The sequence below is a fragment of the Mycolicibacterium iranicum genome (assembly GCF_014190915.1).
Lineage (GTDB): Bacteria > Actinomycetota > Actinomycetes > Mycobacteriales > Mycobacteriaceae > Mycobacterium > Mycobacterium iranicum_B.
Genome location: NZ_JACHVU010000012.1, coordinates 23,965 through 50,553 on the forward strand (window position 1 = coordinate 23,965; position 26,589 = coordinate 50,553).

A 26,589-nucleotide genomic window follows, 5' to 3' on the forward strand; every position below is an offset into this window, starting at 1 on the left:
GAGTTCACGACGGAAGTTTCGCGATGCGGCGGAAGTCTGTGATCAATGCACGATGTAGCTCATCGAGGCCGCTGGCCGACAGCACCTTAAGTTCCTCCATAGGATCGACCTCTTCTTGAAGCGAGGCGTAGTCCCACTCCGCATCCGCATGGGCTTTCCATACGGCTTTTGCGCTTTCCGCGAGTTCATCGTCTAACAGCCGGATCTGCTCCACGATCAACTCCATCTGCCACACGTGCTGCTTGGTCTTTCGCTCCTCTCGGCCGGGCAGGCGTGAGCTGAAGTTCGATACGTACGCTTCGTATTCATCCCCGAGGTCACTCTGACGGTCTCGAGACAGCTGGAGAAGATTACTTACGAGCTTCTGCAGCTCTTCGCGCCGCCACTTAATTGTGTCCCTGCGGGTTATCGCCCACTGCGTATAAAGGAAATTTGTGACAGTGCCTGCGACTGCCAGACCCGCGAATACTGTTGCCCACACGAAGCGCAGTATGCGCTAAGCATGAGCTCAGAGGCCAAGTACGGTCCCTAAACCGTTGACCGCAGCTCGCGCGGTGTCGTCCGAGGTAAGGCCGTAAAGATCGTCGGTAATGCGGATTGAGGAATGTCCGAGTAGATCGGCCGCGGCCGTGATGTGCACGCCTGATTCCAGCCAAGCGACCGCTGCGCTGTGGCGCATCGTGTGAGCGCCGACCTTCTCGATTCCGGCCTTCGCGGCCGCGAGTTCGACGGTGCGCAGGAGATTGCGCGGATCGACCATCGTGCCTAGCTCCGTGGCGAATACCATTTTGGCGTCGGTCTACCGATCACCCGCCGCGAGCCGTTCGGCCACTTGCTGTTTGCGCCAGGCCTTCAGTTTGGCAATAGCTCTTCTCCGTCCCGGTAACGGATGTCGTCTCGGAGTGTTAGGAACGCGATCATGAAGTTCGGCGGTTGCGCTCCAGGGTTTGGGTTGAGTTGCTCGAGAACCATCAGGCCAAAGTTCTCGAATCCCATGAGCAGCCAGAGTGCCCCGTCGGCCACCGGGGTTGACCCTGCTCGCCTTGCCTAGGCGGGAAGTTCGCTCCCTCAGGTATGGGCAGACGATCGAGGAATACAGCGCACAGGAGAGATGGAGTGGGCCTGCAGTGTCGTGGGTGTGGTCGCTCTGTTCTATCCGGATGTCAGCAGCATCGCCTTGGGAGAATGTTCGATAGACGCGGTGCCCCTCTGCCATCTCGAAGCCGCACAACGCGCACGCCCGGTTAATTGCTAAAGCAACCGTCCGGTCCATGTCGTTCCTACTGAAGGTGGGTTTTCCACTGAGGTAACCAGCCTCCGCTAAGACATAGAATCCACGCTCATCTTGAGGTAACCCCTCGACCCAAGGTGGTGGCGGCGCCATCTCCATAGTCGTTCCCCCTGTCTTGTGTTAGCGCTCACCTAAGTAACAGACCCGCTAGGGCTACCCCGTGCCAGTTTCGCCAGCCATGGCCCGAATGGCCTCTGCCAGGTGGGTTTACCCGTTCGCCAACTCCCGCGTGGAAGCATTCTGGGTGCTGCGAGCGACAGCCCGGAACTCGTTGGCTGCGGTGGTGGCCCACTGTGCGGCGGTGTCGTTCATGGCCGAGAAAGTAGCGGATGTGTCTGACACGAGGTGCGGCGATCCACCGTCACCGCCGGTGACCCTAGGGGAGTGCTGCGTGCGTGCGCTGGGTCCAAGCGGACGTAATCTCACAAATGATGGTTACCAATCTGCTTCTTGATGACCCATACCTTCCGCTGGCTTTCTCTCTTTTTTCAAACCCTGGCGCTTACGCAGTCTTAGCCGGGGCTGGTGTTTCCCGAGGAGCCGGGCTCCCAACAGCCTGGGATATCGTCGTCGACCTCGTTGCGCAGATTGCGCAGCAAAGCGATGACGGCTACGAGATAACGCCTTCGACGGCGGCGCCGTGGTACGAGGAGCGGTTCGGGAAGACACCGAGCTACAGCGAGATCGTCGAGCGCCTAGCCCTCACGCCTACCGAGAGGCAGAGCCTCTTAAAGGGGTATTTCGAGGCGTCGTTGGAGGGGGACAGTCCCGCTCCGTCGCTCGCCCATAGATCCATTGCCAGACTAATGGCGGGAGGTGCAGTGCGCGTCGCTGTCACCATGAACTTCGACCGCCATCTTGAGCGAGCCTTAAGGGAGCTCGATATTGAGCCGACGATAGTCGCTACAGAAGCAGACGCCGAAGGGCTCACGCCCCTTCATACCATCGATCAGTGCGTAATTCACCTCCATGGCGACTACCTGAACGCCGCTTCAATGAAGAACACTATTGTCGAGCTGAGCGGCTACGGCCCAAGCATGACGGCACTTCTCGAGCAGATCATCTCCGATTACGGGCTACTAGTCGCCGGCTGGTCCGCGGAACACGACCACGCGTTACGGGATGCCGTATCCGCCAAATACCGCTCGATCTACACGATGGGTTGGATCTCGCCCGGACAGCTATCGCCAGCTGCCCAAGGACTGATTACAAGCAAGAAAGCGTTGAAGCTAGACGCGAAGGCTGACGATGCTTTCGGGCGGCTTGCCGATCAGGTCCAGTCAATGCGGGAACGCGTTGCGCGACATCCACTCTCGTTGGCTGTCGCCGCCAGCAGAATCAAACGCGAACTGTCCGAACAGTTCCCCGCCATTTCTTCGCACGATATGCTCGCAGCCGAATTTGACGAGCTGCGCGCCAATCCTGCGCTCAATTTGGACAAGTATATGGACGACGACAATGCCCGGTATCAAACCCATCTCGACGGGGTGTTTGAGGCCAGCCGTATCGCCGCCGGCAGCGTGGCCGTTCTCTGTTACTGGGGGCCGGACTCGGCTTTAACTTGGTGGAGATCGCCGGTTGAGAAGTTGGCCCGGACCCGATTGCTCAGCGGCACAATTCGACTTATAGAGCTTCCCCTGATTCCTGCATCGATCGTCTTCTACTCCGCGTGCCTAGGTGCGACTGCCCATGGGCGGTACGGGCTGCTCGCGCAGATCCTTGAACTTCGCGGCCACAGGACAGACCGAGTTCGTCGACCTTTCTACGAGTTGCTCACAGCTGCAACCCTTCTCGACGATCAGCGGGTAGGCAAATTCCACGCGGTAATCAGATCTATTGGCGAGGAAGGCTTGGGGCTCAGCCGAGGTGTCATCGACGAGGCGCTCCAGACGTTCGAGGTGTTAAGACTGTGCAGAGAGATACTCGCACATCCCGATTTCGCCGATGAGATGGACGAATACGAACTCCCATCAACTCCAACAGAAGATTCTGCGTTGAGGACACCCACCGAGGTTTATCTCCGTAGAGAACGAAACAAAACGTTGAAAAGGATTGGGCACCTCTGTGATCCCCGTGGCGCTTATCTCTTGGCGTCAGGACGCATACTTGATCACGAGCCGACCGGTACGAAGTGGGGCTGTGCAGTAGCTGAGAACCTCGCCGAAGACGTCCAACGAGTCGGCGCACAGCACCCGGTCAGCTCCGGCTGGAGTATTCCACCGCTGAAGCTTTTCGTAGCCCTTCGAGCTGTCAGCGCGGCTGCCGGCCATCAGGGCCGTCAGCTGCAGTTCGCTGCGACGCCCGTCAACACAGCAGGATTTGTTCCATCCGCTTTCTGGCTGGACACCGGCAAAGCAGGTCCGGACGAGTAGATACTGCCTGCGGCAAATCCACCTAAGCAGCATGCAACCCTTCGCGCGTCTAACTAGCCTTATTTTGTATGACGACCCCAGATGACCGCGACGAATACGAGCAACGAGTGCTGCCCGCAACGGCGAGCTTGAGCCGCTTCGTGGAGAAGCTCGTGAGCGAGCTAGATCTTGAGAACGGCGCCTTCCCGTGGTGGTCAGGTCATTCCGATTGGAAAACGCTGACCCTGTTGGCTGACTACTTGCTCCAGTCGCTACAGGGGGCAGAGGACGCTCTATTGTCAGCGTCACTTTCCGCTCAGATTCACCGGCAATCGATGTACGCCGAGGAGCACTCCCTTCGGACTGTTTGGAGAGCCGCAGCCCAGTCGAAACGACAGAACGCGCAATCTCTCATGGCAGTGCTGCCTCAGGACGCGCAAGCTCGGCGACGGCGCATGACGATCACGTCTTCGGCTGAAAACTGCTTCTTTCACCTCGGTCAGTCGCTGGACCGGTTGGCGGCAGCGGCAATGATTGTTGGAGGTTTTGAGATTCCAGGCGAAATAACCGGCATCTATTGGAGCACGCTCGAGCAGTACGCCGAGATGCTAAAGGCGGGGAATCAGAGAAGTACGGTTCTGCAGCCGGTTGAGACGGCTGGGCGTGCAATTCAGGAAGCACTTGTGAAACCCGTGCACGAGTGGCAGCAGTTCGGCCCGACTGATTGGTTCCCGTGGATGCGAGCTACTCGCAACGCGATGTCGCATCGAGCGGTGGGGACGAAGCTCAACGTTACGGCGGGCACAAGACTGACCCGGTTGTTCTACCGCGCTCCAAAGTGGAGCGAGCTTCAGTCGCTTGTTTTCGGCGGCAGGCCTCCTAAGAAGCCGTTCTTCGATGCTTTCATCCCGGTTGGTTCGCAGGAGATCCTGGAGGGGTTGTGCGATTCGACCACCAAGATGATCGAAGCGGTGGTGCAAGAAATGGTCACGTGCTGGGACGCGCGGCGGGCGAATCCTGAGGCGATCGTGCAACATGGCGCTCAGTGGCCCACGGTCGAGCCATCACAGTCGGCACCCGCCTTTCCCGGTTATGGTCCCCCTCTGTCGATCTCTGGCAAACAGTTGGTCCTCCATCCGTTGGACGCTCGCAGGTGGGAAGCTGCGCGAGCAAGCGATGACCGGGTGGCGGATTGGTACCGATAGAGGCGTGCCTCAATGCCGCATCTCAATACCCGGGTACGGCAGGGGTCTACGCGGATAGTTCGTGCGCGACGGCTCGTGCGGAGTGCTGCGCATCCATGCATCGACATCCTCGGCAGTCAGCCAATACGACCGTCCACCGGTACCCACTGCGGGACCAGAGTCAGAGCGGGTTTTATGTATTTGGTGCCGCTGCTCGTACCGTCGGCCATACCGGAGGCGGGGTGCAGATTTCTCTTCCGGCTGGGTTGCTCCCTACTTCAGCATGCTTCCTGCGTCGACCGTCACGGGCAGACCCGTGACATAGCGTGATTCGTCGGACGCGAGGAACAGCACGGCATTGCTGATGTCGACCGGCTCCACCCAGCCGACAGGAAGCACATGCATCATCTGCGCGACGACGGCCATGTCGTCCGGTCCCGGATTGTCCAGGTCAGGGCGGAACAGCTTCATCGTGCCCTCATTCATGAACATCGGCGTGTTCACGTTCGTGGGACAGACCGCGTTGACGCGGATCGAGTGTTGGCCGAGCTCGACGGCGAAAGTACGCATCAGGCCGATGACGCCGTGCTTGGCGGCGATGTAGTGGCCGGTGTGCGGGTAGGCCTTGAGGCCGCCGACCGAGCTGGTGAGCACGATCGAGCCACCGTCGCCGCCGGAGATAATATGCGGGACAGCCGCTTTCACCGATTTCCACACGCCGGAGAGATTGATGGCGAGCATGTCATCCCAGTCCTCCTCGCGGGTCTTGTCCAGCGTCTGCCCCCCATTGCCGATACCGGCGTTGGCCACCACGATGTCGAGACGCCCGAGTTGCTCGACTCCGCCGTCGACGGCGGCCTTGAGCGCGTCGTAGTCGCGGACGTCGACTTCGGCAGTGACGATGCGCCGATCAAGACCTTTGATCAGATCGGCGGTCCCAGCCAGGTCGCCAGGCGTGGACGGGGCAATCTGCGCGTCCTCGCTGATCGGGCCGCAGATGTCCACCGCGATGATGTCGGCGCCCTCTTGGGCGAGCCGCACCGCGTGACTCCGGCCCTGACCGCGTGCTGCGCCGGTGATGAAGGCAACCTTGCCCTCGACTCTTCCAGCCATATGGCAACTCATTTCTTCTCGGAGAACTAGGTGTTGGTCGGTCGATCAGGAAGAGTTGCACCGAAATGAAGCGCCGTCAACCGCAGGTTTCAGCCCAGCGGTGCGTCTCTGCGGCTGAGAAACCCAGCGGAAAGGTGGATCAACGGATATCTGCGCATCCCGCAGGCCCGCCATCTCAGGCGACTCCATTGACCGTCAGCCACCGAAATGATAAGCATGGCCCGTACAATCGAACTGGTCGATCGATCAAGAATGGGGAATCGATGCGTCAGATGGACGGCAGGTCATGACGACGCCCAGGCGCTTGCGGGTGGACCGGCGGCTGTGCGAAGGGCACGCCCTCTGTCTCCAGTCAGCGCCGGAGATCTTCATTCTGTCCGACGACGACGTCGCAGAATGCGTTGCGCAACCCTCCAACGATCAGTGGGATCAGGCCGCCGCCGCCATCGATGCCTGCCCACGGGGAGCCATCGCCCTCGTCGAAGACTTGAAAGGACAGCCCGTCCGATGACCGACCTCGCCTCCGTGAACTTCTTCGCCGACCCGGACGTCAGCCAGAGTCCTTACGAGTATTGGGATTATCTGCGTGAGCAGGGCCCGGTCACCCGGGAACCGCATTTCGGCGTCTTCGCGGTGACGGGCTACCAGGAGGTGATGGCCGCCTTCAAAGATCATGCATCGTTCTCAGCGGTGAACGCCATCGGCGGCCCCTTCCCCCCGTTGCCTTTCACCCCGGAGGGCGACGACATCAGTGATCAGATCGAGGCACACCGACACCTGTTCCCGATTCATGAGCACATGGTGGTCATGGACCCGCCGGCTCATGAGCGTGCGCGTTCCCTGCTCGCAAAACTCCTGACGCCACGACGGTTGAAGGAGAACGAGGACTACATGTGGCAATTGGTCGACAGCCAGCTCGACGCCATCATCGGTAAGGGCCGCTGCGAATTCCTGTCCGAGTACGCGAAGCCCTTCGCGACTTCCGCCATCATCGACCTGCTGGGGGTTCCCCAGGAGGACCGGCCGGAATTCCTGGCAGCGCTCGGCGCAGAACGTCCCGAGGGCAACCGCGTCGGCGCGCTCGACGGCGAGCCCGTCGGGCTCGACCCGCTGCAGTACCTCGACGACAAGTTCTGCGGCTATCTGGCTGAACGCAGACGGGAGCCACGCGGTGACGTGCTGTCGGGGATGGCGACCGCGCTTTACCCCGACGGATCCACTCCTGAGATCCTTGAGGTGGCCAAACCCGCGACCTTTCTGTTCGCCGCCGGGCAGGAAACTGTCACCAAGCTGCTGAGTGCTGCGGTCCAGACTCTGGGCGACCGTCCCGAGTATCAGCAGCAACTGCGTGCAAATCCCGAGGGCATACCGACGTTCATCGAGGAGTCACTGCGGATGCACTCACCGACCAAAATCGACTTCAGACTGGTGCGGCGCACCACCTCACTGGGCGGCGTACACCTGCCCGCAGGCAGCGTCGTGATGCTGTGCCTGGGTGCGGCCAACCGAGACCCCGCCAAATTCGAGGATCCGCACGAGTTCCGGCCCGATCGAAAGAACGTCCGCGAGCACATTGCTTTCGGTCGCGGAATCCACACCTGTGCCGGCGCACCCCTGGCGCGCGTCGAAGGACAGATCACTGTCCGGCGGATGTTGGATCGCCTGGCTGACATCCGGATTGACGAGTCGGTGCACGGCCCAGCCGGTCGGCGCGACTACACCTACGAACCAACGTTCCTGCTACGGGGTCTGACGCAGTTACGCATCGAATACACCCCCGCGTCCTGAACGCGTGCCGGTGGGCTGGCGAGAACACCTGAGCGCATCGCCGACGCAACGCGACGGGCTACGTGCACGACGGGCGGCTAGTCACCGAGCTCCTTCAAGCGCGCCTCGACAAAAGCGCGCATCTCGGCATGCCCGAGATTGACCCCGACGGAATCCTCGTTGCACAGGCTGCGTGCTATTTGTGCGATGAGCATCGAGATCGCCACCGGCGGATATTTGTCGGTGTCCAGGCCCCGTGCGCGCATCGCAACGGTGACCGCCGCGGATTCGATGTCACGAACCCGTTCTGCGTACGCCCGTAACTCTGCACGAATTGCTTTGCGGTGGTTCGCAAGTGCCATGAATTCGGTGTTGAGCGCCGTCAGGCGGGAGTCACTGTTCATGTCCCACAACGTCCGCAGCGGATCGTCAGCCACGAGGGCGGCGCGCATCCGTTCGAGCGAGGCATCGGCTCCGGCCCGCAGCACCTCCACGAACAGGTCGTCCATGGTGGGGAAGTAATAGTAGACAAGGGCTTGCTTGACGCCGGCTTCCGCAGCCACCCGGCGCGAGGTGGCGGCCGCGTAACCCTCGTCCCGCATCACTCGCGCTGTCGCCTCGATCAGCCGGTTCCGCGCGTTGGTGTCCGGTGCACTGGGCTTTCGTGCCGGCGTCATCACGCACGCTCCATCGGCAGGCCGGGTGACCATGAACAACACACCACGATGGGCATGACGAATGCTAACAGTCTGGTCTATCGACCAGTTCGACGGAGACGGTCAGTCCAGCCCGAGTCGGATGTTCTTGACCTGTAGGAATTCATACAGACCCTCGACGCCGCCGGTACGCCCGAAGCCGCTCTGTTTGTATCCGCCGTACGGTCCTTGTGGCGAGATCCGGCTTATCGAATTGATCCACACCGAGCCTGATTCGAGAGCCCGGGCCACGCGGTGGGCGCGCCGCAGATCCCGCGTGTGCAGGAAGGCATTCAAGCCGTACGCCGTATCGTTGGCGATCCGTACCGCCTCGCCGTCATCACCGAATCGGATGAGGGAGACCACTGGGCCGAAGGTCTCGTGCTGCGCGATCGGCGATGTGTTGTCCACGTCGCCGAGGACCGTGGGCTCAAGGTAATAGCCCTGTGCGAGCGGCCCTCCGATGCGTCTGCCGCCGGTGAGCAGGGTGCCGGCGCCGCTGCCGGCGGCAGTGTCCACTGCATCGAGAATGCGTTGCAGCGACGCCTCGGAGATGACCGGCCCAAACCTCGTCGACGGATGCATCGGGTCGCCCACGACCGCTGAGTCGATGACCGCGAGGAATTTCTCGACGAAGACGTCATACACGGATTCATGGACCAGCAGTCGGCTGGCACAGGCGCAACTCTGCCCGGACTGCATCAACGGCCCCTGATGCGCAGACAGCACTGCGGCTCGATCCAGGTCGGCGTCGGCGAATACGATGTTCGCCGACTTGCCACCTAGTTCGGCGACCACCGGCGTCAGATTTGTGGCTGCAGCCCGCAGTACAGCGCGAGCCGTTTCCCCGCCTCCCGTGAAATGCACCTTACGAACAGCCGGGTGACGCACCAGTGCGTCGCCGCCCTCGGCACCGGCCGGCACGATGTTCACCAGGCCGGCGGGCAGGCCTGCCTCCACGCAGAGCTCACCGAAGCGCAGTGCGGCCAGCGGTGCCAACTCCGACGGTTTGAAGACGACCGCGTTTCCGGCAGCCAACGCCGGAGCCACACAGGAACCCGCAACAACCAGAGATCCGTTCCACGGGGCGATGATGCCGACGACCCCATAGGGTTCACGTTCGACGAGGTTGACATCGAAGCATCCGCTCACCGGGGTGCTCGCGCCGCAGACTTTGTCCGCATACCCGGCGAAGTGGCGCAGGAAGCTCTCCAACAGAGTGGCGGTGCCGGCAAGTGACAGCGGTACGGCGTAGTCCTGGACATTCAGTACAGCGAGTTCGTCGAGGCGCTGATGCACGACGTCGGCGAGGTCGATCAGCAGATCACGACGTACGTCCACGGTCAGGGAAGCCCATTCACGCTGAGCGTCTCCTGCGGCGAGGACGGCCCGATCCATCTCCGCGGCCCCCGCCAACGCAACCGAGGCATTGGGCTGACCGGTCGCGGGGTAGATGTGATGATGCACAGTCTCCGTCGAGGTGATGCGGTCTGTGCCCACCAGAAGGCCGAGGGTGTCCGTCACGAGCGCGCAGCCTCCTGTGCCCACTCGCCCAGCACCCGGATCTTCTGCTCGCCGATCACCTGATTCAGATGTGACGCTTTGGGCCAACCGTAGTAGGCCGCGAAATGCAATGCCAGTTCGTCCATTTCGTCGAACGTCAGATCGCGGCTCTTCAGTGCGGCGTACACATGGCTGACGATGGGATAGGGGGCATCTTGAAAGGCCACACACGCGACCGTGATCAGTCTGCGCTCTTTCCTACCCAGGCCGGGGCGCAGCCACATCTCGCCGAACACGAAGTTGAGGATGCCGGCGCCCTGAAAGGGATTGTCCCGGGTCGGCGCGTAGGGAAGGCAGTTGATGTCCATGAACGATTGCTCACCGACTGCAAGGCGGGCCTCTGGATCGCTGGGTGTCTGCAGCGGAAGGAGCGGCACCGGGGGCGGCGGTTGCTCACCCCGTTCACGGTGGATGCGATCCCACTGCTCGTCGACCACCATGTTGAACCGCGATGCCTTGGGCCACCCCCCGTACACGGCGAAGTGCAGCACGGCTTCCTGTATCTCGGTGATGTCGATGTCCCCGCTGTTGAGGGCGGCATACACGTGATCGCGCAGGGGCCCTTCAGCATCCGAGGCGGCGACGCACGGCAGCGTGATGAATCGGCGGTCCCGCCGGGTCAGGACGGGCCGTTGCCAGACATCGGCGAAGACGAAGTCGAGCATGCTTGCGGTCGTCGGGCTTCCGTCCTCGGGTGCGGGGAAGGTCATCACGTCGCGGAATGCTTCACGGCCCCGGTCGCTCATCGAATCGTCACTCCCGCATCGACTTTGAACTCGAGACCGGTCACGTACCGGGATTCGTCGGAGACCAGGAACAGCACCGCGTTGCTGATGTCGGCGGCCTCGGCCATCACGATGGGCAGGGCGTTCTGGAAGATCGGCGCCAGGTCCGGACGCTTGTCGACCAGCAGCGAGTGCAGTGACGCGGGCTGCATGCCGGTCTCCACGCCGGTGGGATGCACGGTGTTCACCCGGACGCCGACCGCGGCGAGCTCATTGGCCAGTGCCTTGCTCATACCGACCACGCCATGTTTGGACGCGGTGTACGGAGTGTGCAGCGGACTGCCTTTGATACCTGCCGCCGAGCTGATGTTCACCAGGCTTCCGCCTCGCTCGACCAGATGCGGTAGCGCCGCGGCGCAGGTGTTCCAGGTGCCGATCAGATTGACGTCCACCACGGTGCGCCATTGCTCGGACGTGGTGGTGTCCCATGTCCCGGCGGTCAGCACGCCGGCGTTGGCCACCGAGGCGTCCAGTCCACCGAGTTCGGCGACCGCGGAGTCCACGGCCGCTGTGAGCGCTTCGGCGTCGCGGACATCGACGATGTGGGTGATCGCGCGGCGGCCGAGACCGGTTATCAGACGGGCGGTTTCGGCGAGGTCCTCTGGGGTCGACAGGGGATACTCCACGTCGGGCAGGGACGCGCAGATGTCGACGAGGATGAGGTCCGCGCCCTCCTCTGCCAGCCTGACGGCGTGGCTGCGCCCCATGCCGCGGGCCGCGCCGGTGATGAGGACCCGTTTGCCGGCGATGCGACCGTTCACAGCTTGTTGCAGAATCCGGCGTCGACGGGGAAGGTGACCCCGGTGACGTACTTGGCAGAGTCGGAGACCAGGTAGGCGATCGCCGCGCTGATGTCCTCGGGTTCGAGCAGCGACACCGGCATCGGGTTCTGCAGATGTGGCCCGCCGTCGGGGTAGTGCTCCAGGAAGGCGGTCATCGCCGGATTCACGGCCATCATGGTGTTCACAGCGGTCGGGTGCACGGTGTTCACGCGGATGCTGTGCGGGGCAAGCGCATTGGACAATGTACGCATCAGTCCGACGATGCCGTGCTTGGAGGCTGCATAACCCAGACCACCACCTTGTGAGCCGCCGAAGCCCCTCAGGCCGGCGGTCGAACTGGTGAAGACGATCGCGCCCCCGCGCCCGCCTGCGATGAGATGCGGGATCGTCGCCTTGGCGGTGTGGAAGGACCCGACGAGGTTGACGTCGATCGCCGCCGACCACATGGCGAGGTCTTCTTCGACGCTGGTTTCTCGGAATGCAGTCGGGGCGATGCCGGCATTCGCACAGACGATGTCGAGGCGACCGAATCGATGTACCCCGGCGTCGACCGCCGCTTTGACCGCGGAGAAGTCACGGACATCGGCGACCGTTCCGAGCATCCTGGCACCCGTCGATTCCACCAGCGCGACGGTTTCCTCGAGCTCGCCACGGCTCGCCAGTGGGTAGCCGTTGGCCGAGATGTCGGCACAGATGTCGATGCCGACGATGTCGGCGCCGTCGTTGGCCAGCCGCACCGCGTGGCTGCGTCCCTGACCTCGTGCCACGCCCGTGACGAACGCGACCTTGCCGCGCAAAGAGTCCATGAATCCTCGCTCCGTGCCATGAGTAACTTGGTTACTGCGGGTACGGTAACCGAGTTACTGCACACAGGCAAGGGGTGTATCGGATGTCGGACGTAGAGGATCGTCTGCTCGCGGCGGTCATCGAAATCCTCGAGACCGAGGGCTACGACGCCGTCCAATTGCGTGAGGTCGCGCGCCGCGCCCGTTCTTCTCTGGCCACCATCTACAAGCGATACGCCACCCGCGAGGATCTGATCCTGGCCGCGCTGGAAGTGTGGCTCGACACGTACCGCTACTCGGAAGTGTCGCCGCATCGCCGGGCCGCGGGGGAGTCTCTCTATTCGGCGCTGATGGCGCTGTTTCGCACCATTTTCGAACCGTGGGAGCGCAATCCGGGCATGCTTGTGGCGTACTTTCATGCTCGAGCGTCGTCGCGCGGGCAGCAGTTGTTCCGCCGTGGCTTGGATATCGTCGCGCCCGCGGGGTTGGAGCTGTTGGTAGATGTCGACGACGACTTTGTCGCCGACCTGAACACAATCATCTCCAGCGTGGTCTATGGACTGCTGGGTCGCTTCGTTGCCGGGGAGATCGAGGCCACCGACATTCTGCCCGCCTTGGACCGCACGGTGTACTGGCTCACGGCGGGATACGAGGCGACGAAAAGTGGCGCGGCAGAATGACGGTGAGGGAGTCGCTCGCCAGCTGAGGAATGTCGCTGACCACTCGATCAGGCGCGTGCCCACTGGCATCCACAACCGGGCAGGCGCCACGCGCGGGGCATCCTCAACCCGATGTGTGTTCCAGGTCGGCGACCCGGCCCGAGCGCCTGCCTTCGTCGTCGGCGTGGTGTCCGGCGTTCGAGCCCCTCTGCCTCCATGCTGGGCAGATGTCGAAGCGCGCCGAGTACATCTACGCCCTGTACGAAGGTTCGCTCGCCGAGCCCGGCGATCGCAATCCGTACGCCGGCGACTCGCTGATCCTCGCGAAGTTGTGGCTGCGCGGTTACCAGCGGATGCTCTCCGTGCGGATCGACACCGGGCCGGCGATGCAGCGCTACCGTGCGGCGCAGGCCGAGGAAACGCAGCGGCCCGACTGACGACAGCGCTCTCCGGTCACGCCGCCGGCCTACCCCGGGCATCCGGGGCGGACACTAAAACTCTCAACGTATGACCTGGCGGGACCTTCGGTGCCATACGAAGGAGCTTTCATTGACGAACCGCCGTCATGGTCATACGCTTCGACACAATATGTCGGCACCGCCGCCCGCCGCTACGCAGTGAAAGTCGAGACATCGTGGTCGTGACCAGCACCGCCCCCAGCGTCTTCGACGCTGACCTCCCTACGTTCACCTACGGCCTCACGGCCACGCCGCACGACATCCTCGATGATGTCCGCGAGGCGCAGGCGCGGGCGCCCATCGCGATCGGCCCCTTCGGTCCGGAGATCCTGTCCTACGAACTCGCCCGCGAGATGTTGCGCGACAACAGGTTCCGTCTTCCACCCGGCATCACCCTCGCCGCCCAGGGCATCACGTCAGGTCCACTGTTCGACAAGATCACCACCAGCCTGCTCGGCTTGGACGGCGAACCGCACACCCGGCTGAGGAAACTGGTCTCCAAAGCGTTCACACCCCGCGCCACGGCGCGCCTCCACGACACGATCCACGAGGTGGTGAACGGGCTGATCGACCGGGTGCAGGACGCCGGACACTGCGATGTCGTCACCGCTATCGCCCGCCCGTACCCCACTCCCATCATCTGCGCACTCATCGGCGCTCCGAGCGACGACTGGCAGCTGTTCGCCGACTGGACCGAACAGGTCTTCACCGCTTTCAACTTCCAACCGGGGGCCGACTTCGACGAGGCGGAGATCATGCAGGCGTGGGGTGAACTCGACGCCTACGTCGACGGCATGGTCGCCGACCGCCGCGGCACGCTGACCGAGGATCTGCTCTCCGAACTCATCCGCGCCGAAAGTGACGGCGAACGGCTGACTCTCGACGAACTCCGCATGCTGGTGGCAGGCTTCCTGATGGCAGGGACGGACACCACCCGCAACCAGTTGGCCGCATCGGTACAGGTGCTCAGCGAGCATCCGGATCAATGGGCGAAGTTGGGCGAGCACCCCGAGTTGGCGATGCAGGCGGTCGAGGAGAGCATGCGTCACTCGCCGGCGGCGTCGATCGTCCCGCGGGTCGCCACCCAGGACGCCGAGTTCGGCGGTTACACCTTCCCGGCGGGCACCTTCGTCTTCGTCAACACCTTCGCCGCCAACCGTGATCCCGCGATCTACGGCGATGCCGACCGCTTCGACATCGCGCGCAGGGACGCCCCGGCGATCCTGACCTTCGGTGGCGGCGCCCACTACTGCCTCGGCGCGAACCTCGCGCGCCGCGAACTGGCCGAAGCGCTCACCGTTCTCACCCGGCGACTCGCGTCACCACGTCGCACCGGGCCGGCCCCGTGGAAGCCCCTCCTCGGAATGACCGGGCCGACAGCACTTCCCATCGAGTTCACCACTCGCACGCCGGTGGCCGCGGATGCGTAGCCGCGGCTGGGCCGGGGCCACACCGGACACCGACGAGGAGGCCATCGGCCGAATCCTCGATGCGGTCGACGACGTGGTCGCCGAGCACGGACCGGCCTTACGTCTGGCCGACGTGGCCCGCAGGCTCGGAGTGACCCGTCAGACCGTGTACCGGTACTTCCCGAACGCCGACGCGCTGCTCATGTCCAGTGCGATGCGTGCAGGCAACGGATTCATCGACCAGATCGTCGAACACGTTCGCGGGGTCGAGGACCCGGTGATGGCACTGGTCGAGAGCGTGTCCTTCGGAATCGAGAATCTCGCGGGCGACCCCCAACTGGAGAAGCTGCTGACCGGGCGGCAGGACGGCGAAGCGCTCACCTCGCTGACGTCCGACACGGCCACCACTTTCTGCCTGTCGGTCTTTCAGCGCTTCGATGTGGACTGGCGGCAGCACGGATTCGACGACATCGCGCTCGGTGAACTCGTCGAAATGACCCTTCGCAGTGTGCAATCGCTGCTGATCGACCCGAGGCACCCCGCCCGCACAGGAGTCGAACTACGCCGATTCATCGCCCGCTGGCTCGGTCCCGCGATCGTCTACCCACGGATGGCGTCCCTGTTCACCCTGGGGGAGGCCGTCAGGGCCTGACGTCGGCCGGCCACCGCCGGGTCAGTGCCGACGGTGTCCACTGCGGCCAGGTCGGTGATCCGATGGCGTAACCCGCGGCCATCTGGGCGACGATGCGCGGGCCCCGCGAGGCGCTGTTGTCGTAGAACGTGGCCGATGTTGAACGCGAAGCCGCCGTGGCGACCAGGCTCCAAAGTCGTTGATAGCGTTCGCGGATCTTCTCCTCCGGTACGTGGTGTCCGCCTGCCCGGACCCGGTGGCGCACCCGTTCCACCGCCAGCTTCTCGGGGATGAGTAGGGCGTGCAGGACGACCGTGTACCCCGCGGCGTCGGCCGCGTCGATGAGCTCGAGTTTCGACGGGTGCGAGAAAACGGTCTCGGCGATGAACGATTCGCCGAGTTCGATCAGTTTCGTGCGCGTGCGCGCGGCGATCTGGGCTGCCTCATAGCTGTGCTCGGCCGCGGCGTCCGGCCACTGCCGCTTGGCGATCTCGTCGGCGTTGACGAACATGCTGCGGGGCAGCAGGGGAGCCAGGGTCAGCTCCACGAAGGTGGACTTGCCGGCGCCGTTACAGCCGACGACCAGGTCGAGTCGGTTCACCGGTCATCGGCGCGGTGCAGCACGGTTGAGCTGCCGTCGGGCCGGTATTGGACGATCTCTCCGTCGGCGTTGAGCGCCACGGCGGTAACACCGCGCGCGGCGAGCGTCTTCCCGTAATCGGCACCGGCCAGACTCTCTTCGATGGCAACCGCCACCTCCGCGTTGAACACGATTCCTTCCTCAGCGGTGAGGTCGCCGAGCCCGGTGTCCCCGGACAACGCAGCCTCGACCCGGCGGCGGGCGGCGCTCTGCTGGCTGGAGACTGCGCGGCCCACACGGGCCCAGTGGTCGAGTTGCTGCTTGGCCGACCGGCTCTGCCGAGAGCCCTCGGCAGCGGCGCTGTCCATCAGATCTGCCGCGATACGCGTCACGCGGTCTGTGGTGTCCGGCATCAGCACCCTCCTGTGTAGCAGTGTGCTACCACTGTAGCAGGATGCTACGTGAGCGAGAGGCTGCCACAATGGCATCTCCTCCCAGGCGGGTTTGTGGGCACACATGCAGGGATACACCGATGACTATGACCGAGCGCGAAATCCTCGCGGGGCGCTACGAACTGCGAGGTGTTCTGGGCTGCGGGGGAATGGCCGAGGTCCGTGACGGCTGGGACATGCGCCTGGACCGGGCCGTGGCCGTCAAACTGCTGCATCCGGCGCTGCTCGCGCAGCCCGACCTCCGCCGCCGCTTCGAAGACGAAGCACGATGCGCCGCGGCTCTGACCCACCCGAACATCGTGAGTGTGCACGATTCGGGGGAGGACGACGGCCGTCCCTTCATCGTCATGGAGCGCCTCCCCGGGGACACTCTGCACGACCACATCGCCCAGGGACCCCAGGCGCCGCACCGGGTCCGCGCAATGCTCGACGACGTACTCGCCGCGCTGGCGGCCGCGCACGGCATCGGCCTGCTGCACCGGGACATCAAACCGGGCAACATCCTGGTGGCCGCGGACGGTGTCAGCATGAAGGTCGGCGACTTCGGCATCGCCAAGTCCGCCGGGACCGCCCACACCATGACCGGCCAGATCATCGGAACCATCGCCTACATGAGCCCCGAACGGATCGGCGGCGCCCCGGCATCGGTGGCAGACGATCTGTACGCCGTGGGTGTCGTCGGCTACGAGGCGCTCACCGGCCGCCGGGCCTTCCCCCAGGACAATCCCGCCGCGCTCGCGCACGCGATCATGTCGTCGGGCCCGCCCTCGCTGCGCGCGGAGCGCCCCGACATCGACCCGGCGATCTCCGGTGCGATCGAGCGTGCGATGTCCCGTGACCCGCGCCAGCGGTTCGCCACCGCGAACCAGATGAGGGCCGCCCTCAACGGAGACCACACGGCCCTGCTCGCAGGGGCGGGTGTCGCCCCACCTGGGCCGCGGCCGGCCACCAAGGTCCTCGCCCAGCCCGTGCCCGCGCAACCCGACTACTTCGCAGGACCCGCGTCGGTGGCGTATGTGCCGCCGCGGCGCCGGGCGCCGATGAGCCGGCCAAAGAAGATCCTCGCCGCGGCAGGAGCTCTGACGGCGATCACCGTGACCGCCGTGGCGCTGGCTTCCGACCCCTCCAGCACGACCACCACCCCCGAACCTGTGGCGACCAGTACCGCCCCGCCGCCACCGCCGCCGCCACCGTCGGCTCTTCCACCACCGCCCCCTCCCACCTCGGCGCCGGTCACCGCGACCTACCAGGAAGGTCAGGACAGCGGTGGGCCCGGTGAGTCGAAGAAGAAGGGCGGCAACGGAAATGGAAAAGGCAACGGCAAGCGCGACTGACCGGTCGGCCGTCACAGCCCGAAAGCTCCGCCCTCGGCCAGGATCGCCACCCCGAGACCGATGAGGACGACGGGCAGCACGATGTGCCCCCACGACACGAGCACCGCAGCGACGGGACGGCGGGTCGCGAGGAACCAGCCGACGGCGCACCACAGGGCGACCCCGACCAGGAACACCACGGCATAGACCGGGATCTCCTCGGCGCCGGAGACGGCGAACACCGGGACGTAGACGCCGATGTTGTCGCCGCCGTTGGCGAACGTGACGGCAGCGACCTGAAGCATCCCGGCCGGCGACGCGCCCTCGACGTCATCGAGATCGGCATCGGTCGATCCGCGGCGTCGCCAGACCTCCCACGCCGCACGCACACCCAGGATGAGCGGTAGGAGACCGAGGTAGGGGATGGCCGCCTCCGGCAGGAGTTCGGCACCCAGCGCGCCGAGGACCGCAACCGCCACGATGGCCGTGAAGCCGATGTACTGACCCGCGGCGATGCGCCATGCTGCGGAGCGCGAGCGTGCGGCCTGACCGAAGAACACGGCCAGGACGAGGAGGTCGTCCACGTTCGTCACCGCGAACATCGCGACGGCCCTGCCGGCCACCGTCCAATCCACAGACGCTGCGTGCGCTAGGCGGTGTGGCCGGAAGCGGGCTTGTCGCCGGACCGGTTTCCCTGATGCACCGGAGATTCCCAGGTGTATGGCTCCTCGGGATGGCCCGAGCCGCCGAGGATGAAAGTCCGGTCGCTGCGGTTGGCCCGCGCGATGGTCGCCATCCACGTGCCGACGGTGCTGAACCGGTTACGCACGCCGGTGAGGAACGCGATGTGGATGAAACCCCAGCCGAGCCATCCCAGAGCTCCGGTGAGCTTCACCGGACCGGCTTGAAGCAGGGCGTGCCCTCGGCTGATGTACGCAGCCGACCCCAGATCGCGGTAGCGAAATTTCTTGCGTCTGCTGCCCGCAAGGTCGCGCCGGATGGACGCGGCCGCGTGGAGCCCGCCCTGCATGGCGTTCTCCGCAACCCCGGGCAGCCCGTCGCGCCCGGCCAGGTCACCGATCACGAACACCTCGGGGTGCTGCGGGACCGACAGGTCTTCGTCGACCGCGATTCGGCCCGACCGATCGGTCGTGGCGCCCAGCATCTCGGCGGCGTGGCGGGCGAAGGGGACCGCCTCGACGCCGGCGGTCCACAACACGGTGCGCGTCGCGTAATCCCGGGATTCTCCGGCGCCTTTGGGCTTCACGGTGATGCCGTCGCGGCGGACGTCGCTGACGTGGACGCCGAAGTGCAGTTCCACGCCCAAGTCCTCCAGCACGCGGGAGGCACGCTCCGACAAGGCGGGGGCAAAACTCTTGAGTACACGATCGCCGCCGTCGAACAGCAGCACCCGCGCGTCCTGGGGCTCGATGCTGTGGAACTCGTTGGCCAGCGCCCTGGTGGCCAATTCCCTGATCTGCCCTGCTAATTCGACACCTGTCGGACCCGCGCCCGTCACCGCGAAGGTGAGCCACTGGTCGCGTTCAGGGCCGGGCGGGAGCGTCTCGGCGATCTCGAAGGCGGCGAACAGGCGCCGCCGGATGCTCAGCGCGTCGTCGAGGGTCTTCATGCCCGGCGCCCACGCAGCGAAATCCTCGTTGCCGAAGTACGACTGGCGCATGCCGGCGGCGATGACGAGGTAGTCGTAGTCGAGTTCGAAGGTGGAATCGTCGGGGCGGCGCGCCGTTACGCGGCGCTGCTCGACATCGAGGCGAACGGCCTCACCGAGCAGCGTGGTGACATTGCGGTGCTCGGAGAGCTCTTCGCGCAGCGAGCGGCTGATCTGGCCGATACTCAGTGTGCCGGTCGCACACTGGTAGAGCAGGGGCTGGAAGACGTGGCACGCCGCGCGGTCGAGCAGCGTGACGTCCACGCCGACGCGGCCGAGCCGGCGGGCGCAGAACAGCCCGCCGAACCCGCCGCCGATGATGACGACCTTGGGCCGTTGCTCATCCATGTGCTGACAGGCCGGCCGCGGTCAGCCCTGCTGACCGGGCCGCTCCGCATCGACGATCTTGCGCTCGTGCTCGGTGCGACGTTCCAACTCGTCCTCGTCGAGGTGCTTGGACTCCTTGGCGTGCTCGCGGTGGTCGGGGTGCACCTGCTCGGTCGGCACCATCACATCGTTGAGGTCTGCTGCATCGTCGGTAGCCATGCACAAGCCGTACCCATTCTGGCCGGAATTGCACCTGGGAACCGGCCGGCCCCGATCCGGATCAGGTGCAGCAGTTCGGATCGAGTGCCGTGCACAGCGCCTGCAGGGACTCGGGACGCACCCGGTGGTAGACGTTCATGCCGCGCCGGTCGGAGACCACCAGCCCTGCTCTGCGCAGCTGTCCCAGGTGATGGCTGACCGTCGACTCGCTGAGCTGCAGGACGGCGGCCAGTTCACCGGAGACCTCTTCCCCCGTCGGGGAACTGAACAGATGGGACACGATCTTCACGCGAACCGGGTCGGCCAGTGCCTTGAGCCGTAACGCCACCTCGAGGGCGTCGGCGTCACTCATCGGTCCTGAGGCCACGGGCGCACAGCACACCGGGGCGGTGGTGTCGATCACCGGCAGCGCTTTGGGCATGGTGCCATCATGCCACAAGAATTGACATATATCGAAAAGGTGGGCCATCATGGGTCAGCACGAATTCGACATATATCTCAAGCCCTGGAGGCGACACCATGTCCCGTGTGCAACTCGCGCTCAACGTCGACGATCTCGACGAGGCAATCGCGTTCTACCGCAAACTCTTCGGCGTGGAACCCGCGAAGGTCAAACCCGGCTACGCGAATTTCGCGGTGGCCGATCCGCCACTCAAACTCGTCCTGCTGGAGAACCCCGGTTCCGGCGGGACCCTCAACCATCTCGGCGTCGAAGTCGGTTCCAGCGACGTGGTCCGGTCCGAGATCGAACGCCTCACCGAGCAGGGGATGTTCACCGAAGAAGAGATCGGTGCGACGTGCTGCTTCGCCACCCAGGACAAGGTATGGGTGACCGGCCCCGGATCGGAGAAGTGGGAGATCTATACCGTGCTCGCCGATTCCGACACGTTCGGCACGACGCCCACGCTGCTCTCACCTGACCCGGCCGCGTCCGCGTGAGCGGACAGGCAGCCGTCGAACGACCCTCCACCGCAGGGCTTTCGACGCTGGATCGGTGGTTGCCGCTGTGGATAGGCCTGGCGATGGCAGCGGGTCTGCTGCTCGGACGCGCGGTGCCCGGCATGGGTTCACTCCTCGACGGCATCCAGGTCGACGGCATCTCGCTACCCATCGCCCTCGGTCTGCTGATCATGATGTATCCGGTGCTGGCCAAGGTGCGCTACGACCGGATCGGCACCGTGACCGGCGATCGCCGACTGCTGCTGAGCTCGCTCCTGCTGAACTGGGTGGTCGGGCCGGCGCTGATGTTCGGACTGGCCTGGCTGCTGCTTCCCGACCTGCCCGAGTACCGCACCGGGCTGATCATCGTCGGACTGGCCCGCTGTATCGCCATGGTCATCATCTGGAACGACCTCGCCTGCGGGGACCGCGAGGCCGCCGCGGTCCTGGTGGCGTTGAACTCGATCTTCCAGGTCGTCATGTTCGCCGTACTGGGCTGGTTTTATCTGTCGGTGTTGCCCGGCTGGCTCGGGCTGGAGCAGGCCAGCATCTCCGCATCCCCCTGGGAGATCGCGAAATCCGTCCTGATATTCCTCGGGGTCCCGCTGCTCGCGGGCTACCTGACGCGGCGGTTCGGCGAACGCGCCCGGGGACGCGCCTGGTACGAGACCGCCTTCCTGCCCCGCATCGGTCCCTGGGCCCTGTACGGGCTGCTGTTCACGATCGTCGTTCTCTTTGCCCTGCAGGGTGACCAGATCACGAGCAGGCCCTGGGACGTGGCCCGGATCGCGGTGCCGCTATTGATCTACTTCGCGGTCATGTGGGGCGGAGGTTATGCGCTCGGGGCGATGATCGGCCTGGGGTACGAACGCACCGCGACCCTGGCGTTCACCGCGGCCGGCAATAACTTCGAACTCGCCATCGCGGTGGCCATCGCGACCTTCGGGGCGACCTCGGGGCAGGCGCTCGCCGGGGTGGTGGGCCCGTTGATCGAGGTTCCGGTCCTCGTGGCTCTGGTCTACCTGTCCCTGGCGCTCAAACGGCACTTTCACCGAATGCCGTCGAAACCTGTTGAGAGGTAGACCATGTCAGGTACACCAACGGTCCTGTTCCTGTGCACCCACAATGCCGGGCGTTCGCAGATGGCACTCGGGTACTTCAGGCACCTGGCCGGTGTCCGTGCCGTCGGGTGGTCGGCCGGATCTGAGCCCGCCGACCAGATCAACCCGTCGGCCGTCGCGGCGATGGCCGAGGTCGGCATCGACATCACCGGTGAGTTCCCCAAGCCGTGGACCGACGAGAGCGTGCGCGCCGCGGATGTGGTCGTCACGATGGGTTGCGGCGACAACTGCCCGTTCTATCCCGGGAAGCGTTACGAGAACTGGGAACTCGCCGACCCCGCGGGGCAGTCGGTCGCTGCTGTCAGGCCGATCCGCGACGAGATCGAGAGCCGCGTGCGCGGGCTCCTCGCCGAGCTCGATGTCCTGAAAGACGGACCGGGTTCTCAGCCGGTCTGATCGGGTTGCGCCGGTACCGATTTCGCGCGCACTGCGAGCAGGCCGCCCCCGATCACCAGCGCCATGCCGAGGTAGGTGAACAGCGTGGGGCGGTGACCCCACACGATCCAGTCGATCACGGCGGTGAAGACGATGACGGTGTAGATGAACGGCCCGAGTTTTTCCGCCGAGGCGTAGCGGTAGGCCGCGACGATCAGGATCTGCGACAAGAGCTGGGTCAGTCCGAGCCCCACGAGCCAGGGCCACGCCGCGGGCTCGGTGGGTTGCCAGTCGGCGAGCGCGATCGGCACTGACAGCACGGTCGACAGCAGGAAGTAGTAGAACAGGATGCGCAGCGCCGGTTCCGTCCTGCCCAGCCAACGGACCGACATCATCGCGACAGCCAGAAGCAACGCGCCCGCCAGAGCCGAGAGTTCGCCGGCCGAGAAACCGCGCCCCTGGGGCTGGAGCACCAGCAGCACTCCGACGAAACCGACGCCGGCGCCCAGCCAGGTGGCAGCAGCCACCCGCACCCTGGTGACAGCCCACGCGATGAGGGGCATCCACAGCGGAGCGCTGTAGGTGAGCAGGGTCGCGTTGGCGAGCGGGATCTGGCTGATCGCGAAGAACAGGGCATACCAGCACCCGGTCCCCATGACCGCGCGCAGCAGGTGTAGCCCCACCACTTGGGTACGCATCGACCGCCACCCGTCGCGCCACGCCGCCGGCAGCAGGAACAGCAGGCAGACGGCGTTCTGGAACAGCAGCAGGACACCGGTCGAGGTGTACTGGCCCGAGACCTTCGCCAGAGTGCCGACCAGCGCTACGCAGAAGAAGGCGGCGGTGGTGAGAAACGCTCCCACCCTGAGGTTCTCGCTGCGGTAACCGGCAGTCGCCTCACGCACCGGTACCGCCGACCGACTGCGCCGGGCGGGGCGTCGACCGCTTCATGACGCCGTTGAGCAGGCGCGGCGACACGAGGTCCAGTGCCCGCAGCGGCAGCATCTTGCGGGGCGCGATCCGTACCGGCCTCGTCTGCGCGGCGACCACCATCCACTCGGCGGCCTCGTCGGCGCTCAGCGCGGCCAGGCCGTCATAGGCCCGCGTCGGCGCGATCATCGGCGTGGCCACCAGGGGGTAGTAGATCGTCGTCGAGTGCACGCCCGAGTCGGCCATCTCGTTGTCGATCACCCGGCTGACGGCGCTCAGCGCCGCCTTGGAGGCGTTGTAGACGCCGAACAGCGGAGAGGATTCCGGCATCACCCGCCAACTCGAGATGTTGATGATGTGACCGTCTCCGCGCTCGACCATGCCCGGCGCGAGTCCGCGGATGAGCCGCAGCGGCGCGTAGTAGTTGAGTGCGATGGTGCGTTCGACGTCGTGCCACCGCTCCAGGGATTCGAGCAGCGGCCGCCGGATCGACCGGCCCGCGTTGTTGATCAGGATGTCCACCGCGCCGACGCGCTGCACGAGGTCGTCGACGGCGTCGAGGTCGGCGAGATTCGCGGCCATCGCGATCGCATGACCACCCCGGGCGCCGACGCGTTCGACGAGTTCGTCCAGCAGCGGTGCGCGCCGAGCCACCACGATGACCGTCGCCCCCAGGGCGGCCAGCCTCTCCGCGGCGACCTCGCCGATGCCCGAGGATGCCCCGGTGAGCAGTATGCGCTTGCCCCGCAGGGCGATTGGAGCTCGTGCCGCCCGGCGCGGCAGCGGACGCATGCCCGCCAGCCGTAGCGCCCGACGCAGGTCGGCGGCACGGTTCTCGGTCATGGGCCCGCTTTCGTGGTCGTCGGCCCCGGCCAGGGCGCGAGGGCGCGAGCGCCTGCAGCGATTGTGGCGGATCCGAGGCCGGCGGACCGCCGAACGGGGATCTAATTTCCGCAACCGTCATTTTTGGTGGGCGCCCGCGCACCCGGCCCCGCGGCATTGCGGTGCCAACTCGTTCAATCGTGGACAGCGAACCGCTCGCAGGGCGTAATTTACGGGCAGAACAACCGTGTTCCTGTCGGGCGACGCCTGCGCGCGCCGGCCGCGGTGTCCCCGAGGTAAGGACTGTGATGGGTTACGCCAACAACATTGGTCGTGTCGGAGCGCTCGCCGTGACACTGGGGGTCGGGTGGGCCATCGCCTCGGCACCCGGAGTCGCGTACGCCGACACCTCGGATTCCTCCGCGTCGAGCGAATCCTCGTCGAGTGCGTCTGCGGATTCCGACGCGCCCTCCTCGCCGTCGTCGCAGACTGACGACTCCGGGGCCGGCGGTTCCTCGTCGGCACACGACGAGACCGAATCCGACAGCGACGAGCCGAACGATACGGATCCCGACGCCGGGGATGCCGACGTCACGGACGCCGGCGAGACAGACACGGACGCCGACGAGGTAGCCGCCGAGGCAGCCGCGGACGCCGAGGCCGGGCAGCAGACCGGCACTTCCGAAGGCCCGGCTCCCGAGGACGAGAACGCCCCGGAGAAGGAGACCGCAGCCGGGGACACGGGACAGGCGTACGCGGCCAGTGTCGATGCCTCCGAGCCGCAGCCCGGGCCGGCCCGCGCAACAGCCCGGACCACGCTCGTCACCGCGATCTCCGAGGTGGTGACATCGTTGTTCCAGCCGCGGCCGGAGCCGGCGCCCGTGACACCGCTGCAGGGATCGACGATGCTGGCCTCGCTGGCTGCGGTGCGGGATCAGTTGGAGCGCAGCACGAACCGCCGTGCCGCACCCTCACAGACCGTCGGCCTGCTGGCCGACACCCCCAACGTGCTCGTGATCGGCGTCGACGGCACGAACCTCAGCCGCGTTCTCGCCGACCCCGCCAACGTCAACTTCTTCAGGCTGATCCAGGGCGGTACCACGGCGGCGTCGTCGATCGTCGGGCACACCACCGTCTCCAACCCGTCGTGGTCGTCGATTCTGACGGGGGCGTGGGGCGAGAAGACGGGTGTCATCAACAATGTCTTCACCCCGTGGACCTACAACAAATGGCCGACGGTGTTCACCCAGTTGGAATCGCTCAACCCCGACATCGAGACCACGTCGATCGCGAACTGGAACGTCATCTCGGCGATCGCGAGCTCGGGGCTCGGCGTCGACAACCTGTTCAACGTCCCCGAGCTCGCCGACGATCCGCGATGGTTGAAGTCCGACGACCTGGTCGGCGACCTCACCGAGATCGCGATCGCGAATGCCAGCTCCGATGTCGCCAACCTGATGTTCAGCTACTTCGTCGGCGTGGACGAGAACGGCCATCTGTACGGCGGCGATTCCCCGGAGTACGCCGAGGCCATCCGGAACTTCGATCGCAACCTCGGCGAAATCATGCAGGCCGTCGACACGTGGGAAGCGGCCACCGGCGAGCAGTGGACCATCCTGATGGTGACCGACCACGGCCATCAGCCGCAGCAGGGTCTCGGGCACGGGTTCCAGTCACCGGACGAGACTTCGACCTTCGTCGTCGCGAACAACCCCGATCTGTTCACCGCGGGTGGGGTCAATCTGAAGTACTCGATCATCGACGTGACCCCGACCCTGATGGACCTCTTCGGTTTCGAGCCTTCCCCGGACTCGGACGGGGTGTCCCTCACCGACCTCGGTGGCAGCACCCTCACCCCGGCCGATGACGATGCCGCGTTGCGTGCCGCGCTGCAGGACGCCATCGCGATGAACGGCTATCCCGACATCGCCACCAACATCGCGCTCAGCATCCGCACCATCGCGGCCACCATTCCGTACTACGTCGACAACATCGTCAACGGCATCACCTCGGGTCTGCAGTCCCTGGCCGACGACGGCGTCTTCCTGATCAGTCCGCTCGCGGCCCTGGCCATCGTGCCGGTCAAGTTCTTCGGCGATCTGGCCTACGTCGCGACCAACATCGTCGCCCAGATCGTCGCCCGCCTGACCGGCGTGACCGGGGCGAGCATCTTCCCGCTGGTCCGACCGGAGCCGCCCACCTTCCCCGAGACACCCGACGGCGTCTCGACGCCCGACCTCGTGGCTGTCGCCTGCACAGGGGGGCGCGTCTCGAGCGCGGTGTTCGCCTGCGGGGCACCGGCAATCGCGGTCTGAGAATGGGTGCCAGCAGGAATGCCCGCGGCGGCATCCGTGCCTAACGTGTGACGT

The 26,589-nt window shown here is 65.2% G+C and carries 28 protein-coding genes and 1 pseudogene; 13 read left to right on the forward strand and 16 right to left on the reverse strand.

The features are described 5' to 3' along the window. Positions 1–4: 4 nt before the first annotated feature. A complete protein-coding gene (locus FHR72_RS21395; protein ID WP_183471917.1) occupies positions 5–481 on the reverse strand; it encodes a hypothetical protein in 477 nt (158 codons plus the stop codon). A 27-nt stretch (positions 482–508) separates the two neighbouring features. Then, on the reverse strand, positions 509–787 hold the full coding sequence (locus FHR72_RS26635) for a tyrosine-type recombinase/integrase (RefSeq protein ID WP_260156160.1): 279 nt from the start codon (positions 785–787) through the stop codon (positions 509–511). A 935-nt stretch (positions 788–1,722) separates the two neighbouring features. Between FHR72_RS26635 and FHR72_RS21405 the strand changes: the two genes are divergently transcribed. Both FHR72_RS21405 and FHR72_RS21410 read left to right on the forward strand, forming a co-directional pair. Further along, complete coding sequence (locus FHR72_RS21405; protein ID WP_183471919.1) at positions 1,723–3,663, forward strand: SIR2 family protein; 1,941 nt, start codon at positions 1,723–1,725, stop codon at positions 3,661–3,663. Between the two features lie 68 nt (positions 3,664–3,731). After that, positions 3,732–4,847, forward strand: coding sequence for a hypothetical protein (locus tag FHR72_RS21410; protein ID WP_183471921.1), 1,116 nt, complete (start codon positions 3,732–3,734; stop codon positions 4,845–4,847). 252 nt (positions 4,848–5,099) lie between these two features. On the opposite strand, the gene FHR72_RS21415 is transcribed toward FHR72_RS21410, so the two are convergent. Continuing rightward, a complete protein-coding gene (locus tag FHR72_RS21415) occupies positions 5,100–5,939 on the reverse strand; it encodes a mycofactocin-coupled SDR family oxidoreductase (protein WP_183472116.1) in 840 nt (279 codons plus the stop codon). Positions 5,940–6,225: 286 nt separating this feature from the next. On the opposite strand from FHR72_RS21415, the gene FHR72_RS21420 reads away from it, so the two are divergent. Together FHR72_RS21420 and FHR72_RS21425 are read left to right on the forward strand one after the other, a co-directional pair. Further along, positions 6,226–6,450, forward strand: coding sequence for a ferredoxin (locus tag FHR72_RS21420; protein ID WP_183471923.1), 225 nt, complete (start codon positions 6,226–6,228; stop codon positions 6,448–6,450). Further along, positions 6,447–7,727 carry a cytochrome P450 gene (locus FHR72_RS21425; protein ID WP_183471925.1) on the forward strand — a complete coding sequence of 427 codons (1,281 nt, stop codon included), beginning with the start codon at positions 6,447–6,449 and terminating at the stop codon, positions 7,725–7,727. Before FHR72_RS21420 ends, FHR72_RS21425 begins: the two co-directional genes overlap by 4 nt. Before the next feature lie 77 nt (positions 7,728–7,804). On the opposite strand, the gene FHR72_RS21430 is transcribed toward FHR72_RS21425, so the two are convergent. The 5 genes from FHR72_RS21430 to FHR72_RS21450 form a co-directional block, all read right to left on the reverse strand. After that, on the reverse strand, positions 7,805–8,383 hold the full coding sequence (locus FHR72_RS21430) for a TetR/AcrR family transcriptional regulator (RefSeq protein ID WP_183472118.1): 579 nt from the start codon (positions 8,381–8,383) through the stop codon (positions 7,805–7,807). Between the two features lie 102 nt (positions 8,384–8,485). Continuing rightward, positions 8,486–9,904 carry an aldehyde dehydrogenase family protein gene (locus FHR72_RS21435; RefSeq protein ID WP_260156166.1) on the reverse strand — a complete coding sequence of 473 codons (1,419 nt, stop codon included), beginning with the start codon at positions 9,902–9,904 and terminating at the stop codon, positions 8,486–8,488. A 17-nt stretch (positions 9,905–9,921) separates the two neighbouring features. Beyond that, entirely contained in the window at positions 9,922–10,710 is a 789-nt protein-coding gene (locus tag FHR72_RS21440) for a carboxymuconolactone decarboxylase family protein (RefSeq protein ID WP_183471927.1), read from the reverse strand. Continuing rightward, positions 10,707–11,510, reverse strand: a complete 804-nt coding sequence (locus tag FHR72_RS21445) for a mycofactocin-coupled SDR family oxidoreductase (protein WP_183471929.1) — start codon at positions 11,508–11,510, stop codon at positions 10,707–10,709. Before FHR72_RS21445 ends, FHR72_RS21440 begins: the two co-directional genes overlap by 4 nt. Next, positions 11,507–12,337 carry a mycofactocin-coupled SDR family oxidoreductase gene (locus FHR72_RS21450; RefSeq protein ID WP_183471931.1) on the reverse strand — a complete coding sequence of 277 codons (831 nt, stop codon included), beginning with the start codon at positions 12,335–12,337 and terminating at the stop codon, positions 11,507–11,509. Before FHR72_RS21450 ends, FHR72_RS21445 begins: the two co-directional genes overlap by 4 nt. A gap of 83 nt (positions 12,338–12,420) precedes the next feature. Between FHR72_RS21450 and FHR72_RS21455 the strand changes: the two genes are divergently transcribed. The 4 genes from FHR72_RS21455 (at position 12,421) to FHR72_RS21470 (ending at position 15,494) form a co-directional block, all read left to right on the forward strand. Next, a complete protein-coding gene (locus FHR72_RS21455) occupies positions 12,421–12,996 on the forward strand; it encodes a TetR/AcrR family transcriptional regulator (RefSeq protein WP_183471933.1) in 576 nt (191 codons plus the stop codon). A gap of 206 nt (positions 12,997–13,202) precedes the next feature. Beyond that, the gene (locus tag FHR72_RS21460; protein ID WP_183471935.1) at positions 13,203–13,412 is read left to right on the forward strand and encodes a ribosome modulation factor; all 210 of its coding nucleotides are present in this window, start codon (positions 13,203–13,205) and stop codon (positions 13,410–13,412) included. Positions 13,413–13,609: 197 nt separating this feature from the next. After that, positions 13,610–14,863: a cytochrome P450 gene (locus FHR72_RS21465; RefSeq protein WP_183471937.1), complete on the forward strand. Its 1,254-nt coding sequence runs from the start codon at positions 13,610–13,612 to the stop codon at positions 14,861–14,863. Next, complete coding sequence (locus FHR72_RS21470) at positions 14,856–15,494, forward strand: TetR/AcrR family transcriptional regulator (protein WP_183471939.1); 639 nt, start codon at positions 14,856–14,858, stop codon at positions 15,492–15,494. The genes FHR72_RS21465 and FHR72_RS21470 overlap by 8 nt, the downstream gene beginning before the upstream one ends. On the opposite strand, the gene FHR72_RS21475 is transcribed toward FHR72_RS21470, so the two are convergent. Both FHR72_RS21475 and FHR72_RS21480 read right to left on the reverse strand, forming a co-directional pair. Beyond that, positions 15,484–16,074 (reverse strand): ATPase, encoded by a 591-nt coding sequence (locus FHR72_RS21475; RefSeq protein ID WP_183471941.1) that lies wholly within the window; start codon positions 16,072–16,074, stop codon positions 15,484–15,486. The genes FHR72_RS21470 and FHR72_RS21475 overlap by 11 nt on opposite strands. Continuing rightward, on the reverse strand, positions 16,071–16,466 hold the full coding sequence (locus FHR72_RS21480) for a TA system antitoxin ParD family protein (protein ID WP_183471943.1): 396 nt from the start codon (positions 16,464–16,466) through the stop codon (positions 16,071–16,073). The genes FHR72_RS21475 and FHR72_RS21480 overlap by 4 nt, the downstream gene beginning before the upstream one ends. A gap of 125 nt (positions 16,467–16,591) precedes the next feature. Between FHR72_RS21480 and FHR72_RS21485 the strand changes: the two genes are divergently transcribed. Next, on the forward strand, positions 16,592–17,839 hold the full coding sequence (locus tag FHR72_RS21485) for a serine/threonine-protein kinase (protein ID WP_183472122.1): 1,248 nt from the start codon (positions 16,592–16,594) through the stop codon (positions 17,837–17,839). Between the two features lie 11 nt (positions 17,840–17,850). Here FHR72_RS21485 and FHR72_RS21490 read toward each other — a convergent pair whose 3' ends face one another. The 4 genes from FHR72_RS21490 to FHR72_RS21505 all read right to left on the reverse strand — a co-directional run bounded on the left by FHR72_RS21490 (position 17,851) and on the right by FHR72_RS21505 (position 20,454). After that, positions 17,851–18,420 (reverse strand): cadmium resistance transporter, encoded by a 570-nt coding sequence (locus tag FHR72_RS21490; RefSeq protein WP_183472124.1) that lies wholly within the window; start codon positions 18,418–18,420, stop codon positions 17,851–17,853. Positions 18,421–18,467: 47 nt separating this feature from the next. Further along, positions 18,468–19,835 carry an NAD(P)/FAD-dependent oxidoreductase gene (locus FHR72_RS21495; protein WP_183471945.1) on the reverse strand — a complete coding sequence of 456 codons (1,368 nt, stop codon included), beginning with the start codon at positions 19,833–19,835 and terminating at the stop codon, positions 18,468–18,470. 21 nt (positions 19,836–19,856) lie between these two features. After that, positions 19,857–20,033, reverse strand: coding sequence for a hypothetical protein (locus tag FHR72_RS21500; RefSeq protein WP_183471946.1), 177 nt, complete (start codon positions 20,031–20,033; stop codon positions 19,857–19,859). A 61-nt stretch (positions 20,034–20,094) separates the two neighbouring features. Continuing rightward, positions 20,095–20,454 carry an Rv2640c family ArsR-like transcriptional regulator gene (locus FHR72_RS21505; protein WP_183471948.1) on the reverse strand — a complete coding sequence of 120 codons (360 nt, stop codon included), beginning with the start codon at positions 20,452–20,454 and terminating at the stop codon, positions 20,095–20,097. A 98-nt stretch (positions 20,455–20,552) separates the two neighbouring features. Here FHR72_RS21505 and FHR72_RS21510 point away from each other — a divergent pair, with 98 nt between their 5' ends. The 3 genes and pseudogenes from FHR72_RS21510 to FHR72_RS21520 form a co-directional block, all read left to right on the forward strand. After that, positions 20,553–20,972 (forward strand): ArsI/CadI family heavy metal resistance metalloenzyme, encoded by a 420-nt coding sequence (locus tag FHR72_RS21510; RefSeq protein WP_183471950.1) that lies wholly within the window; start codon positions 20,553–20,555, stop codon positions 20,970–20,972. Then, positions 20,969–22,054 (forward strand): ACR3 family arsenite efflux transporter, encoded by a 1,086-nt coding sequence (gene arsB, locus FHR72_RS21515; protein ID WP_183471952.1) that lies wholly within the window; start codon positions 20,969–20,971, stop codon positions 22,052–22,054. The genes FHR72_RS21510 and arsB overlap by 4 nt, the downstream gene beginning before the upstream one ends. 9 nt (positions 22,055–22,063) lie before the next feature. Continuing rightward, positions 22,064–22,489, forward strand: a pseudogene (locus tag FHR72_RS21520) (arsenate reductase ArsC); the annotation flags it as partial. On the opposite strand, the gene FHR72_RS26805 reads toward FHR72_RS21520, so the two are convergent. Further along, the gene (locus FHR72_RS26805; protein WP_311736223.1) at positions 22,477–23,331 is read right to left on the reverse strand and encodes a DMT family transporter; all 855 of its coding nucleotides are present in this window, start codon (positions 23,329–23,331) and stop codon (positions 22,477–22,479) included. The pseudogene FHR72_RS21520 and the gene FHR72_RS26805 overlap by 13 nt on opposite strands. A gap of 34 nt (positions 23,332–23,365) precedes the next feature. Beyond that, on the reverse strand, positions 23,366–24,241 hold the full coding sequence (locus FHR72_RS21530; protein WP_183471958.1) for an SDR family oxidoreductase: 876 nt from the start codon (positions 24,239–24,241) through the stop codon (positions 23,366–23,368). Between the two features lie 329 nt (positions 24,242–24,570). On the opposite strand from FHR72_RS21530, the gene FHR72_RS21535 reads away from it, so the two are divergent. Then, a complete protein-coding gene (locus FHR72_RS21535) occupies positions 24,571–26,535 on the forward strand; it encodes an alkaline phosphatase family protein (RefSeq protein ID WP_311736224.1) in 1,965 nt (654 codons plus the stop codon). Positions 26,536–26,589: the final 54 nt, after the last annotated feature.

Bases quoted from the DNA above. Each gene is read 5' to 3' on its own strand.
- FHR72_RS21415 (WP_183472116.1), bottom strand. From the start codon at position 5,939: ATGGCTGGAAGAGTCGAGGGCAAGGTTGCCTTCATCACCGGCGCAGCA.
- FHR72_RS21450 (WP_183471931.1), bottom strand. From the start codon at position 12,337: ATGGACTCTTTGCGCGGCAAGGTCGCGTTCGTCACGGGCGTGGCACGA.
- FHR72_RS21455 (WP_183471933.1), top strand. From the start codon at position 12,421: ATGTCGGACGTAGAGGATCGTCTGCTCGCGGCGGTCATCGAAATCCTC.
- FHR72_RS21440 (WP_183471927.1), bottom strand. From the start codon at position 10,710: ATGAGCGACCGGGGCCGTGAAGCATTCCGCGACGTGATGACCTTCCCC.
- FHR72_RS21430 (WP_183472118.1), bottom strand. From the start codon at position 8,383: ATGACGCCGGCACGAAAGCCCAGTGCACCGGACACCAACGCGCGGAAC.
- FHR72_RS26635 (WP_260156160.1), bottom strand. From the start codon at position 787: ATGGTATTCGCCACGGAGCTAGGCACGATGGTCGATCCGCGCAATCTC.
- FHR72_RS21505 (WP_183471948.1), bottom strand. From the start codon at position 20,454: ATGCCCAAAGCGCTGCCGGTGATCGACACCACCGCCCCGGTGTGCTGT.
- FHR72_RS21530 (WP_183471958.1), bottom strand. From the start codon at position 24,241: ATGACCGAGAACCGTGCCGCCGACCTGCGTCGGGCGCTACGGCTGGCG.
- FHR72_RS21425 (WP_183471925.1), top strand. From the start codon at position 6,447: ATGACCGACCTCGCCTCCGTGAACTTCTTCGCCGACCCGGACGTCAGC.
- FHR72_RS21410 (WP_183471921.1), top strand. From the start codon at position 3,732: ATGACGACCCCAGATGACCGCGACGAATACGAGCAACGAGTGCTGCCC.
- FHR72_RS21470 (WP_183471939.1), top strand. From the start codon at position 14,856: ATGCGTAGCCGCGGCTGGGCCGGGGCCACACCGGACACCGACGAGGAG.
- FHR72_RS21485 (WP_183472122.1), top strand. From the start codon at position 16,592: ATGACCGAGCGCGAAATCCTCGCGGGGCGCTACGAACTGCGAGGTGTT.
- FHR72_RS21460 (WP_183471935.1), top strand. From the start codon at position 13,203: ATGTCGAAGCGCGCCGAGTACATCTACGCCCTGTACGAAGGTTCGCTC.
- FHR72_RS21405 (WP_183471919.1), top strand. From the start codon at position 1,723: ATGGTTACCAATCTGCTTCTTGATGACCCATACCTTCCGCTGGCTTTC.
- FHR72_RS21490 (WP_183472124.1), bottom strand. From the start codon at position 18,420: ATGTTCGCGGTGACGAACGTGGACGACCTCCTCGTCCTGGCCGTGTTC.
- FHR72_RS21500 (WP_183471946.1), bottom strand. From the start codon at position 20,033: ATGGCTACCGACGATGCAGCAGACCTCAACGATGTGATGGTGCCGACC.
- FHR72_RS21480 (WP_183471943.1), bottom strand. From the start codon at position 16,466: ATGCCGGACACCACAGACCGCGTGACGCGTATCGCGGCAGATCTGATG.
- FHR72_RS21510 (WP_183471950.1), top strand. From the start codon at position 20,553: ATGTCCCGTGTGCAACTCGCGCTCAACGTCGACGATCTCGACGAGGCA.
- FHR72_RS21420 (WP_183471923.1), top strand. From the start codon at position 6,226: ATGACGACGCCCAGGCGCTTGCGGGTGGACCGGCGGCTGTGCGAAGGG.
- FHR72_RS21495 (WP_183471945.1), bottom strand. From the start codon at position 19,835: ATGGATGAGCAACGGCCCAAGGTCGTCATCATCGGCGGCGGGTTCGGC.